This window comes from Mycobacterium riyadhense (assembly GCF_963853645.1).
Lineage (GTDB): Bacteria > Actinomycetota > Actinomycetes > Mycobacteriales > Mycobacteriaceae > Mycobacterium > Mycobacterium riyadhense.
Genome location: NZ_OY970456.1, coordinates 482,703 through 495,252 on the forward strand (window position 1 = coordinate 482,703; position 12,550 = coordinate 495,252).

Below are 12,550 nucleotides of genomic sequence, written 5' to 3' on the forward strand. Positions count from 1 at the left end.
CGAAATGGCTTATCAGCCAATAAATCTGAAGTCTTGAATGGTTCCGCTGGCGACCAGCATGATGTAAAAGTCGGTCAGCGACAACGTCCCCAACGTGATCCATGCAAACATCATGTGCCGGGTATTCAACTTGCTGACTTGTGTCCAGATCCAATACCGGACAGGGTGTTTGGAGAAATGCTTCAACCGGCCACCGGTAACATGCCGGCACGAATGGCAAGAGATCGTGTAGGCCCACAGAAGAATCACGTTGACCACCAAAACCACGTTGCCCAAACCGAACCCGAAACCGGTGGGCGAGTGGAACGCCGCTATCGCGTCGTAGGTGTTAATCAGTGACACCACCATCGCGAAGTAGAAGAAGTAGCGGTGACTGTTCTGAATGATTAGCGGAAAGCGGGTTTCGCCGGTGTAGTGCGCACGCGGTTCTGGTACAGCGCAGCCGGTCGGTGACTGCCACACCGACCGGTAGTAGGCCTTGCGGTAGTAGTAACAAGTGATCCGGAAACCGAGTAGGAACGGTAATACCATCGCGCCCAACGGAATCCACCATGGGAAATGTCCGAACCAGACGCCCAGGTGGCTGGCGCCGGGTGCGCAGGATGCACTGACGCACGGCGAGTAGAACGGTGTCAGATAATGGTATTTCTCCACCCAGTACCCGCTGCCCCAAAACGCCCGCGTGGTCGCGTAGAGGATGAACGTCAACAACCCGACGTTGGTTACCAGCGGTGCCCACCACCAAAGGTCGGTACGCAATGTCCGGTCGGGTATTTGGGCCCGGGTGGCTGAGAAAACGCCGGACGCAGGACGGTTCGCCGTGGGTGCGCTCATCAAGTGTGTCCTCTTCGAGTGTTATCTCGTCGAAGGGTACACAGAGTGAGAGCCCCCTATTTAGGGGGGCTTCCTTGTCAGTACCTGCTTGTCAATACCTGCTGTGACCCCCGACACCCTCGTCGTCGACATCACGCCAGAAATCCCGGTCGTAGTCGGTGTCGGGGATGGCGATCTTCTCGCCGGATTGCTGCACAGTGGCGCGATCCAAATCCAATTCAGACACGTCGGTGTCGAGTAATTGGATGTCGCTGAGGATTCGATCGGCGTCGATGACGATGCGACGCATCGCCGGGTTGTCGCCGTAGCGGGTCTTCAGCGAGGTCACGCACCGCCGCAAACCACCGATAAGGTCGTGCAGTTCGGCAAGTTCAGTAGTCGCGGACAACGGATGCTCCCTGGGCTAACGGGTGTTATGGATCACAGTACGCCAACCCGATACTATCCACAGTCCAAGCCCGACGTCGGATTACCCGACGTCGCCTGGCCCGGAAGCAATGCTCATGCCAGGTCAAACCACGCCGGCCGAGCGCGCCAGGACGTTGCTGGAGCTACATCAACCTGGCGACCCGGTAGTGCCGCCGACGGTGTGGGACGCCTGGTCGGCGCGGTTGGCCACCGATGCCGGCTTCGGCGATAAATGCCCAGCAGACGCAAAAGCTCCCGCCGCGCCGCGCGGGCGGGAGCTTTTGCGTCTGTTCGCGCCGGTTACTTCGTGATTGCGATGCGCTGCGCCTGAGACCCGGCATAGGCGCCGGTTACCCGGACGGTCAGAACGCCGGCGTCATACGAAGCCGCGATGGCCTCGCTGGTGACGTGCCCGGGCAGCTGGAAGGAACGCCGGAACGAGCCGTAACGGATCTCACGCAATGTGCGACCGTCTTTGTCTTCCGCGTGCTCGTCACGGTGTTCGCCATGAATTACCAGGCGGCCACGGTCCAGCTCTACGGTGACGTCTTTCTCGACGTCAACACCCGGCAGTTCCAGCCGAACCACTGCGTCATCGCCGTCCTTGACGATCTCGGCGGCTGGGTTGAATCCGCTGGTCGCTGGCCTGTACCAATCTAAGGATGCGGGACCGAAGAAGTCGCGCAGCCAGCGATCAGTGTCCCAGGCCGGACGCGACCACAGTGCGAGATTGCTCATGGATGTCTCCTTATACTTCCTTGTGGGTTTGCTGTGTCCGGCGCCTTGTCGGCCGGCTACTACCAATAACTTGAGTCCACCGCGCTTAAGTTCCACCTGGGCGTTCGCGCTGGGCGAACGGAGTCACACAGCTTCTCGTCAGGTGTGATCACAGCGTCATCCGCACGTCACATTCGGCGATTTTTCGGTAATTTCCTGCCCTTACCCTCAGATCCATGTCATCGGCCGGAAGTCTGCGCGCGTGCGATGCCGACTCAGCCTGCCCGAGCCACGTGCTTGTGGTGGGGCACGGCATGGTGGGCCACCGGTTTGTGGAGGCGCTTCGGGCCCGTGACACAACCGGTTCCTGGCGGATTACGGTGCTGGCCGAGGAGGCCGATCCGGCCTACGACCGCGTCGGCCTCACGTCCTACACCGAAAGCTGGGACCGCAACCTGCTGGCTTTGCCGGGCAACGACTACGCCGGTGACGAGCGGGTGCGGTTGCTGTTGAACACGCGGGTCAGCGAGATCGACCGTGCGACAAAGTCGGTGGTTACCACGGATGGTCAGCGGCACAGTTACGACACCCTGGTGCTGGCCACTGGGTCCTACGCCTTCGTGCCGCCGGTGCCCGGCCACGACCTGCCCCTCTGCCACGTCTACCGCACGCTGGACGACCTCGACGCCATTCGTGCCGGCGCCCAGCGCACCCTGGACTCTGGTCGCGCGGGCGCAGGGGTGGTCATCGGCGGCGGCCTGTTGGGGCTGGAGGCCGCGAATGCGTTGCGCCAGTTCGGTTTGCGGACACACGTCGTCGAGATGATGCCGCGATTAATGGCCCAGCAAATCGACGAGGCCGGCGGTGCACTGCTGGCCCGGATGATCACCGATCTGGGAATCGCGATCCACGTCGGTACGGGCACCGAATCAATTGAGTCCGTTACGCATTCGGACGGTTCGGAGTCGATGCGGGTACGCCTGAGCGACGGTGAGGTCATCGATGCCGGTGTGCTGATTTTCGCCGCTGGGATCCGACCGCGCGACGAACTAGCGCGGGCGGCCGGGTTGACGATCGCCGAGCGGGGCGGGGTGCTCACCGACTTGTCCTGCCAGACAAGCGATCCCGATATTTACGCGGTTGGCGAGGTCGCCGCGATCGAGGGGCGGTGCTACGGCCTGGTCGGACCCGGCTACACCAGCGCGGAGGTGGTGGCCGACCGGCTGCTGGACGGCACCGCGGAGTTCCCGGAAGCCGACTTGTCGACCAAGCTCAAGCTGTTGGGTGTTGACGTCGCTAGTTTCGGCGACGCGATGGGTGCGACCGAGAACTGTCTCGAGGTCGTCATCAACGATGCGGTCAACCGCACCTACGCCAAACTTGTGCTCTCCGATGACGCCAAGACGCTGCTCGGCGGCGTGCTGGTGGGCGATGCCTCGTCGTACGGGGTATTGCGGCCCATGGTCGGTAGTGAACTGCCCGGGGACCCGCTGGCTTTGATCGCGCCGGCCGGCTCCGGGGACGGCGCGGGCGCTTTGGGTGTTGGGGCGCTACCGGATTCGGCGCAGATCTGCTCGTGCAACAACGTCACCAAGGGTGATCTGAGGTGCGCGATCGCCGACGGCTGCGGTGACGTTCCCGCGCTCAAGTCGTGCACCTCGGCCGGCACTTCGTGCGGATCGTGCGTGCCCCTGCTCAAGCAGCTGTTGGAGGCCGAGGGCGTGGAACAGTCCAAGGCGCTGTGCGAGCACTTCAGCCAGTCGCGAGCCGAGCTCTTCCAAATCATCACCGCCACCGAAACCCGGACCTTCTCCGGGCTGCTGGAGCGCTTCGGCCGCGGAAAGGGTTGCGACATCTGTAAACCCGCGGTCGCCTCCATCCTGGCGTCCACCGGCTCCGACCACATTCTCGACGGCGAGCAGGCGTCATTGCAGGATTCCAACGACCACTTCCTGGCCAACATCCAGAAGAACGGCAGCTACTCGGTGGTTCCCCGGGTGCCCGGCGGTGACATCAAGCCCGAGCACCTGATCCTGATCGGCCAGATCGCGCAGGACTTCGGGTTGTACACCAAGATCACCGGCGGCCAGCGGATCGACTTGTTCGGCGCCCGAGTGGACCAGCTGCCGCTGATCTGGAAGCGGCTGGTGGACGGCGGCATGGAATCGGGCCACGCCTACGGCAAAGCGCTGCGCACCGTCAAGAGTTGCGTGGGCAGCGACTGGTGCCGCTACGGGCAGCAGGATTCGGTGCAGCTGGCCATCGATCTCGAACTGCGCTACCGCGGTCTGCGGGCACCGCACAAGATCAAGCTGGGCGTCTCGGGCTGCGCGCGGGAGTGCGCCGAGGCGCGCGGTAAGGACGTTGGCGTCATCGCCACCGAAAAGGGCTGGAACCTCTACGTCGGCGGCAACGGTGGTATGACCCCCAAGCATGCCCAGCTGCTGGCTAGCGACCTCGACACCGAGACGCTGACTCGCTACGTCGACCGGTTCCTTATGTACTACATCCGCACCGCAGACCGGCTGCAGCGCACTGCGCCATGGGTGGAATCGCTTGGCCTCGATCACGTGCGCGAGGTCGTCTGTGACGACTCGCTGGGCCTGGCCGAGGAATTCGAGGCCGCGATGGAGCGGCATGTTGCCAACTACAAATGCGAATGGAAGGGCGTGCTGGAGGACCCGGACAAGCTGTCGCGGTTCGTTTCATTCGTCAACGCCCCCGACGCTGTCGACGCCACAGTGGCATTTACCGAACGCGCCGGCCGCAAAGTGCCTGTGCCCATTGGCATGCCGCGGGTCAGATCGTAATCAGGGAGGAATCATGACGCTTCTCAACGACATTCAGGTATGGATCACCGCCTGCGACTATGACCGCCTTATCCCGGGGCGCGGTGTGGGCGTCCTGCTCGACGACGGCAGCCAGGCGGCGTTGTTCCGGCTGGACGACGGCTCGGTGCGCGCGGTGGGCAATGTCGACCCGTTCTCCGGCGCGGCAGTGTTGTCCCGCGGGATAGTTGGCGACCGCGGAGGTCGTGCCACTGTCCAATCGCCGATCCTGAAGCAGGCTTTCGCGCTCGACGACGGGTCGTGCCTTGACGACCCGCGCGTGTCGGTGCCGGTGTACCCGGCGCGGGTGACGCCCGAAGGCCACATACAAGTCGCCCGGATCGCCGCCTGAGCGAATTGGCGGCGACCCGCTGCGCCCGGCTCCGCCGCGCTTGCGATCGCCGCGGGCCGGGGTCGGCTAGTCGATCTTGCCGACGAGATAGCGCTGCATCGTCGGGCCAATGGCATCGACGAGGGCTTCGACCGACATTGAGTGCAGGGGTTCGGAGCGCACGCCGTAGCGCATGATGCCCAAACCAACAAGCTGAGAGGCGCACAACGATGCCCGGATGGCGATCTTGTCCGCCCCCAGCATCTTGAGTAGCGGGTTGAAGATTGGCCCGATGAACATGGACTGCACGACTTCGGCGGTCTTGGCCAGCCCGGTCGATGCGATGGCGCTCGCGGCAAACGGACCGCCGTCGGCCGCATCCCACGTGGTGATCAGCACGTACAGCGTCCGCCTGCCAACCTGATTGACGCTCCCGGTGACGATCTTGTCGATGAACTCTGGTGTGCCGAACGGTAACCGCAGCATCTTCGCTACCGGGTCGAGGAGCCCACGCGACGGCTCTTCGTTACGGGCCATGGTGTCAGGATCGCCCGGAAGGCAGCAAAGATCAAGCGTCGCCGCCGCCGGCGCGCCTTGCCGGCAAAGCTGTGTGCACCGCGCAATTCGGTAGGTGGTGTGGGCGTTGAGTGCCTTTTCGGCGCGGCATCGCCCTGCGGAATCGGTTGACAATCAGCCGCGCCACATCGGGATGGGTGCCCACCGGTGTGGTTACCAGATCTGCGCCGCAGTCACGTAACCGCTCTTGGAACAGGCCTTCGGCAAGAAGGTAGGAGGCAACCACGACACGACCCGCGCCATGGCGGCGAGCATTAGCGACCGCGATTGCTACATCAGGATCACCGGTGGCCGCAAAGCCCAAATTTACCCGCGATCCGATCAGCGCGGACAGCAGCGCCGCCGTGTGACACAGGTCGGCGTACGCCCTTCGGTTCGATGTGCCCGCGGCCCCGAGGATCACCGAATCGCCGGCACGCCAACCTGATTCCACCAACTGCTGGGCGACTATCCGGGCAATGTCGGAACTTGGCCCCAAAGCGGGGGTAACGGTGACATTCGGGTGGCCGCTTGCTATGACATGGGCGGGTAGGTCGGCGCGAACATGATATCCGCGGGACAAGAAGGCCGGCACCACAATTGCGGGCCGCCGGCAAGCCTCGGCATGACAAAGTGCCGAAAGCACTTCGCTCGGTGTGGGTCCCAGCACGTCGACGAAAGCAACCTGCACGGTCGCCTCTACCAGCGTGCTCACCCGCGCGGCAAGGTCGCCGATCATGGCGACGCCCGAGGGTCGACGGGTTCCGTGTGCCGCGAGGATCAGACTCACCGGGCTCCCCGCTCGGGATCCACGGCCAGCCGGTAACCCCGTTTGACCACCGTTGCCACGATGTTCTTGTCGCCCAACGCCGTTCGCAGCCGCAGCACCGCGGTGTCCACGGCGTGGGTGTCGTCGCCGTTACCGGGCAGCACGCGTAGCAGGTCACCGCGTGCGACGACGTCGCCGGGACGCTGCGCCAGCGCTCGCAGGATCGCCATTCCCGACCCTGAGAGTGTCTTGACCGAACCGTCGACCAGAACGCAGGTCCCGCGAATGTCGATCAGGTGGCCGGCGACCTTCAGACTGCACGACCCCAGCAGCGGCAGCTCCTCGGCAATGTGGCGAGCCAAGGCTCCCAATCGCATTCGCTCGGGCGCCGACGTCGGTATGCCCCTTCGGATCAACGGCCGCGACGTTACCGGTCCGACGCACATCGCGTGTACCGCAGTGCGCATCGCTTCCACCAATTGGTCCTCGATGCCCAACTCGCGGCCGCGTTCTAACACCGCCGCCGCTGCAGGTGCGGATGTGAAACTGACCGCGTCGAACTGTCGCCGGGCAATCCCGGTGACCAACTGGTCGAATTCACCGCCGAGTGGTGTTGGTTTCCAGCGGTACACCCGGAGGGGTACCACTTCGGCACCGGCGGAACGCAACCCGCTGAGAAAATCGGGGAACGGATCCCACGCATCGGCCGCCCCGTGCAGCTGGATAGCGATGCGCATTCCGGATACGCCTGACTCGAGCAGATATTCCAGCACTTCTTGCGACGACTCCGATTCCGGAGACCACTCCTCGCGCAGGCCGGCGGCGCGCAACGCCCCGGTAGCCTTTGGTCCGCGCGACACGATCCGGGCCGCCGACAACGATTCGACGAGTTGGCTGGCCAACCCCCACCCCTCGGCCGCCGCCACCCAGCCGCGAAAGCCAATGCCGGTGTGCGCTACCAAGATGTCGGGCGGGTTAACGATCAATGCCTCGGTGTTGCTGTGCAGTTCATCGTCGTCAGGCAGCGCGATCATGCTGATCGCCGGAGCACTGTAGACCTCGGCCCCCTGGCGCCGCAGCATTGCGCACAGCTCGTCGGCGCGGCGAGCTGACGTCACCGCAACCCGGTAGCCGGTTAGTGGCGCAGAGTCTGGCTGGGCCATATGAAGTTTGTATGCCTACGAAATTTCAGTCGCGTTACCAAGCAATTGCTGACGCATTGCCCGCTGCAGCGGCGCCAATCACACCCGGGCTGGCACGCATTCAGTCTTCGTCTGGGGGATGTTTGCTGCCGAAAACGGCCTCCGCACATACATCACCCAGGTTAGGAGCGCAGCAACGACGTAGGAGGCCATGAACAACCAGTACGCCGACGTCTCCGTGCCGCTGCGGAGGTAGGACTCTCGTAGCGCCAAGTTGATGCCCACTCCGCCGAGTGCTCCCACCGCCGCACAGAATCCGATCAGCGATCCTGACATGGCGCGCGACCAGTGGCGGCGTTCCGCCTCGCTGAGGCTCAACCCGCGACTCCGTGCTTCAAAGATCGACGGGATCAGCTTGAACACCGATCCATTGCCCATGCCGGCAAGAATGAACAAAGCAATGAATCCAACGACGTAGCCGATCATGGTGACGGCACTCGTGCTGGCGCCGTTGTCGTCCAGGGTGCTGATGCCGACCAGCAGCCCAGCGGCCAGGATCATGCCGCCTAGTACTCCCAGGGTGACGCGGCTGCCACCGATGCGATCGGCCAGCCGGCCACCGTATATCCGGGCCAGCGAACCCAGTAGCGGCCCAACGAAGGCGATCTGCGCGGCGTGGAGCGACGCGTGCTTCACACTTTCGCCGCCGGCCTCAAAGTTGACTTGCAGCACCTGGCCGAACGCGAATGCAAACCCGATCCAGGAGCCAAAGGTGCATATGTAGAGCAGCGAGATTACCCACGTGTGACGCACGAAAAGAATGGAACGCATGGTGTTTGCCTCGATGCCATGGTCGAGGTTGTCCATGAACAGTGCCGCGGCGATGCCAACGATTGCCAATAGCACCAGGTAGACCGCGCAGACCCAGTACGGCGCTTCGTGGCCGGCGGTGGCCAGCACCAGCAGGCCGACCAGTTGAATCACCGCGACGCCCAGATTGCCGCCGCCGGCGTTGACCGCCAGCGCCCACCCCTTGAGCCGCTGTGGGTAGAACGCGTTGACGTTGGCCAGCGATGCCGCGTAGTTGCCGCCGCCAAGGCCGGTCAGCGCCGCGCACACCACATACGGCCACAGCGGTAGCCCGGGGTTCGCGAGCAGCACGATGGTTCCCACGGTCGGGATCAGTAGCACGAACGCCGAGAACGTCGTCCAGTTGCGGCCGCCGAATTTGGCGATGCCCAAGGTGTAGGGGATGCGCACGCAGCCGCCGACCAGAGTGGCTACTGCGCCGAGCAACAGCTTGTCGCCGGCGGCGAAGCCGTACACGGATGCCGGCATAAACAGCGTCATCACCGACCACAGGGACCAGATCGAAAAAGCCACATGGTCGCCGGCGACCGTGCACAGCAGATTGCGCCGGGCGATCTTGTTGTTGCCGGCATTCCAGGCCGCGGTGTCTTCAGGATTCCAGTCCGCGATGTGATGGTTTCGCCCCATACGGTCTTTCGCCTTTCGTGGCCGATGCATAGAACGGGTTGTGTCCGAATCGATGTGATGCTGGCCAAGGTGCTGGCCGCGTGGGCGCCTCAAGATGAACAGCCGTACAGCCCCGCGTGTTTCGATGCTCACATCGATGATGGAAGACAGTCAAATCAAGCGCGGCAATATCGGCTGAAAGTTGAATCCCAGTTCTCTGGTAGGTCGCTGAAAAGTCGATCCGTTACCAGACATCTCCTGCGCGCCAATCGCACATCAGCTCCGCGGAGGTGTCTAGCTCGATGTCGACCGGCAACACGAAGATCGTTCCGTCGTCGTCGGGTGTGCGCATCGGACCGGCGGGGGCCAGCACCGACGTCGGGCCCAGCCAGGGCAACCACCCGCGCGATGCGTACAGCCGGCGAGCCCGCGCCGAGGAGCTGAGCGCTCCGAGTTGGTAGGCGCCGCGCATTACCTGTTCGACCCCGTCCAGCAGCGCCCGCACCAGCCCCTGTCCACGCCAATCCTCCCGTACCGCAACACCTTCGACGTAGCCGCAGCGCAGCGCTCGATCGCGGTATATCAGCCGGCGCTGCACCACGGCGGCATGCGCGATGATCGCGCCGTGATGCCAGATCAGGGCATGCATCCCGCCCAGCGTGTGCTCCCAGTCCGTCTCGGTGAAGTCGCCAGCGAAGGCGCCGGTGACCATCTCACGGATACCCTGACGAGTCTCGCTGTCGAGATCGGAGGTGTGGACCAGGCGAGCCGTGTGTACCTGCGGGTGCAATTAGGACCAGGTTCTGGCCGGGGAGCGCGGCCGCGCCCAGTGCATCCGCACATACTGGCCGGGCCGCACCTGGGCGACCTTGTCGATGTCCTCGTCGACCACGACGCCGACGACCGGGTAGCCGCCGGTGATCGGGTGATCGGGGCCCAGGATCACTGGTAATCCATTGGGCGGCACCTGAATGGCGCCACGGGTAGCGCCCTCACTGGGCAATTGCCGGTTTGGGTCGCGATATTGCATTGGGCGGCCTTCCATTCGCATTCCCACCCGGTCGCTGCGGTTGGATGCCATCCAGATCGTGTGCACCAAGGCATCGGGATCTACGAACCAGTCGTCGCGCGGCCCCGGCACCACCATCAGTTCCACTAGATGCGCGGCGATCGCGGGCACCGGGGCCTGGTCGAGTTCGGGGTAGTCATCGGTGTGTTCGCCGACCGGTATTACATCACCGGCTTGCAGTGGCAACGGTCCGATCGCCGACATCACGTCGTAGCTGCGCGATCCCAGGACCGGCGTGACGCCGATCCCGCCGCGCACCGCCAGGTACGTCCGCAGGCCGGCGCGCGGGGTGCCCAGTGAGATCACCTGGCCATCCCGGACATGGTGAATGCTGTTGGTGCCGAACAATTTTCCGTTGACAGTGGGGTCGGTATCGGCACCCGTCACCGCGATATCGACGTCACCGCCGCGTACCCGGGCCGAGAAGCCGCCGAACGTCACTTCGATGGTGGCGCGGTCGCGGGGATTGGCGACCAGTCGGTTGGCCAGCGTGTGCGAGCGCCGGTCGGCGGCACCGGACCGGCCGACGCCGAGGTGAGCCAGGCCCGCGCGGCCGAGGTCCTGGACGACGGCTAGTGGTCCACTACGCAGGATTTCCAGAGTTGTTGTCACGCCATCCTCCTCTTCGGGATCGCCAACTGGCGATTACGCGGCCCGGAACCGCACCCATGTGCCCTGTGTGAGCAGGGCCGGGTTGGGTCGGTCGATATCCCACAGATCGGCGTCGGTGTGGCCGATGATCTGCCACCCGCCGGGCCATTGGCGTGGATATACAGCGCTGAATTCGCCTGCGAGGGCGACCGAACCGGCCGGCACCGACGTCCGCAGCTCGGCCCGGCGCGGCACCCGCAGACGCGGGTCGCCGCCTACGAGGTACGCGAAACCCGGAGTGGACCCGCTGAAGCCCACGCGCCAGGGGGTGTTGGTGTGGGCGTTGATGACCTGTGCGGTGGTCAGACCGGTATGGCTGGCGACCTCGGTGAGGTCTGGGCCGTCGTAGATGACGTCGATCACCACGGTGTCCTGGTGATCCACAGAAGCCATCGCGTCAGGGGTAACCCGCAACTTGCGCATGCGCTGCCGGGTGACCCCCTGGTAGCGGGGTGCGTTGAGCTTCACCAGCACGGTACGCGAGGCCGGGACGATATCGACCACGCCGGGCAGCGCCGCCCCACGCAACGCGGCTGTCCATGCCAATACGTCGGCGGTGCTGTCGCATTCCAGCATCAGCGCTTGGTCGCCGTAGTCGAGAACCGGGCACGTCAGCGGGTCCGTGGTCGGTTCCATTGAGAGATCCGTCACACTCATTCTTCGACGGTAACGCTGGGATTCGAGGGTCGGCCAGGATTTTCGAGGTCTGCCAGAGGTGCCTTAGCAAATGCTCATGCGGCTCATGGGGAAAGGATCTTGGCGATCAACGGGGGTAGTTGATCGGCCACCACGGGATAACTCAGCACCGACGAGAAGGCGATCGCCCCGGCCTGGTCCTTGGTGGTGAAGATGTGGCGGTTCTGCCCGGTCGCCTGCGACGCCGCGACGTCCGGATCGGCCAGCAATGCCTGTTGCTCCGCCGGACTCTCGGTGGTCCAGATCAGTACGTCGGCCGAATCAAGGACCGCTTTGATGTGGTCCCGCGGGATGACCGCGCGGTGATCGCTGCCAAAGGGCTTGATGCTGTCGGCGATGACGAGGCCCATCTGGTTCAAGAAATCGGTACGCCAGCCCGCCATGGTTGCGACCACCGTGCCTTGCCAGAGCTTGCCCTGCATCAGCAGCGCCTTCTTGCCCTTCCATTGCGGATTCCGCTGGCCGATATCGGCGAACTTCCGGTCGACGGCGTCGATCATCGACGTCATTTGGTCGGCCTGGAATACCGCCTGGCCGATCGCGGTGGCCTGGTCCTTCCACGGCTCAAAGAACGCGTCGCCGCCCGACTGCGCAATGGTCGGGGCGATCGCCGAAAGCTTTTGATACGTATCGGCGTCGAGGCCGGCGTTGATGGCCACGATCAGGTCGGGTTTCAGGCCCGCGATCTGGTCGATTTGAATTCCGTCGTCCAGATTCAGGACTACCGGCCGCGCCGCACCGAGCTTGGGCTGGGCCCACGGCCACACCGCGAACGGCTGGTCGCCGAACCAGTTGGTCACTGCGATCGGCACCACCCCCACCGCAAGCAAGTCGTCCTGTTCGGTGTATCCGGCGCTGACCACGCGCTTGGGGGGTTCCTTGATGACGGTCTGGCCGAACAGGTGGGTGACTGTCACCGCACCGCCGCCAGCAGTGCCCGGCGCCGGCTTCGGCCTGGAGCACGCCGCGAGCAACCCTGCAGCCCCGGCGACCTGCAAGAAGCCCCGCCGATTCCATCGCTGTTGCACCGCGTGAGAGTATCGCGTTTCCAGACCCGCACCTGCACCAACGGGC

Annotated in this window: 13 protein-coding genes and 1 pseudogene; 3 read left to right on the plus strand and 11 right to left on the minus strand. The window is 64.2% G+C overall.

Going from position 1 to position 12,550, the window contains the following annotated elements; all coding sequences use genetic code 11:
• Positions 1-12: 12 nt before the first annotated feature.
• Together AADZ78_RS02090 and AADZ78_RS02095 are read right to left on the minus strand one after the other, a co-directional pair.
• Positions 13-834 carry a hypothetical protein gene (locus AADZ78_RS02090; RefSeq protein ID WP_085251613.1) on the minus strand — a complete coding sequence of 274 codons (822 nt, stop codon included), beginning with the start codon at positions 832-834 and terminating at the stop codon, positions 13-15.
• A gap of 91 nt (positions 835-925) precedes the next feature.
• Complete coding sequence (locus AADZ78_RS02095) at positions 926-1,222, minus strand: hypothetical protein (protein ID WP_085251612.1); 297 nt, start codon at positions 1,220-1,222, stop codon at positions 926-928.
• A gap of 115 nt (positions 1,223-1,337) precedes the next feature.
• Between AADZ78_RS02095 and AADZ78_RS02100 the strand changes: the two are divergent.
• Positions 1,338-1,466 (plus strand): annotated as a pseudogene (locus AADZ78_RS02100) (isocitrate lyase/phosphoenolpyruvate mutase family protein); the annotation flags it as partial.
• A gap of 76 nt (positions 1,467-1,542) precedes the next feature.
• On the opposite strand, the gene AADZ78_RS02105 reads toward AADZ78_RS02100, so the two are convergent.
• Positions 1,543-1,980: an Hsp20/alpha crystallin family protein gene (locus AADZ78_RS02105; protein ID WP_085251610.1), complete on the minus strand. Its 438-nt coding sequence runs from the start codon at positions 1,978-1,980 to the stop codon at positions 1,543-1,545.
• 215 nt (positions 1,981-2,195) lie between these two features.
• Here AADZ78_RS02105 and nirB point away from each other — a divergent pair, with 215 nt between their 5' ends.
• Together nirB and nirD are read left to right on the plus strand one after the other, a co-directional pair.
• Positions 2,196-4,769: a nitrite reductase large subunit NirB gene (gene nirB / locus AADZ78_RS02110; RefSeq protein WP_085251609.1), complete on the plus strand. Its 2,574-nt coding sequence runs from the start codon at positions 2,196-2,198 to the stop codon at positions 4,767-4,769.
• A 13-nt stretch (positions 4,770-4,782) separates the two neighbouring features.
• Entirely contained in the window at positions 4,783-5,139 is a 357-nt protein-coding gene (nirD, locus tag AADZ78_RS02115) for a nitrite reductase small subunit NirD (RefSeq protein WP_085251608.1), read from the plus strand.
• A gap of 66 nt (positions 5,140-5,205) precedes the next feature.
• Here the strand turns inward: nirD and AADZ78_RS02120 are convergent, their stop codons facing one another.
• From AADZ78_RS02120 to AADZ78_RS02155, 8 genes are all read right to left on the minus strand, one after another.
• A complete protein-coding gene (locus AADZ78_RS02120; RefSeq protein ID WP_085251607.1) occupies positions 5,206-5,655 on the minus strand; it encodes a hypothetical protein in 450 nt (149 codons plus the stop codon).
• Positions 5,656-5,686: 31 nt separating this feature from the next.
• The gene (locus AADZ78_RS02125) at positions 5,687-6,463 is read right to left on the minus strand and encodes a sirohydrochlorin chelatase (RefSeq protein ID WP_085251606.1); all 777 of its coding nucleotides are present in this window, start codon (positions 6,461-6,463) and stop codon (positions 5,687-5,689) included.
• Entirely contained in the window at positions 6,460-7,605 is a 1,146-nt protein-coding gene (locus tag AADZ78_RS02130) for a uroporphyrinogen-III synthase (protein ID WP_085251605.1), read from the minus strand. Before AADZ78_RS02130 ends, AADZ78_RS02125 begins: the two co-directional genes overlap by 4 nt.
• Before the next feature lie 78 nt (positions 7,606-7,683).
• The gene (locus tag AADZ78_RS02135) at positions 7,684-9,081 is read right to left on the minus strand and encodes a nitrate/nitrite transporter (protein ID WP_085251604.1); all 1,398 of its coding nucleotides are present in this window, start codon (positions 9,079-9,081) and stop codon (positions 7,684-7,686) included.
• A 223-nt stretch (positions 9,082-9,304) separates the two neighbouring features.
• Positions 9,305-9,850, minus strand: a complete 546-nt coding sequence (gene aac(2')-Ic / locus AADZ78_RS02140) for an aminoglycoside N-acetyltransferase AAC(2')-Ic (protein ID WP_085251603.1) — start codon at positions 9,848-9,850, stop codon at positions 9,305-9,307.
• Positions 9,851-10,741: a 5-oxoprolinase/urea amidolyase family protein gene (locus tag AADZ78_RS02145; RefSeq protein WP_085251602.1), complete on the minus strand. Its 891-nt coding sequence runs from the start codon at positions 10,739-10,741 to the stop codon at positions 9,851-9,853.
• A gap of 33 nt (positions 10,742-10,774) precedes the next feature.
• Positions 10,775-11,437, minus strand: coding sequence for a 5-oxoprolinase subunit B family protein (locus AADZ78_RS02150; RefSeq protein ID WP_085251601.1), 663 nt, complete (start codon positions 11,435-11,437; stop codon positions 10,775-10,777).
• 83 nt (positions 11,438-11,520) lie between these two features.
• Positions 11,521-12,504, minus strand: a complete 984-nt coding sequence (locus tag AADZ78_RS02155) for an ABC transporter substrate-binding protein (protein ID WP_085251600.1) — start codon at positions 12,502-12,504, stop codon at positions 11,521-11,523.
• Positions 12,505-12,550 lie beyond the last annotated feature (46 nt).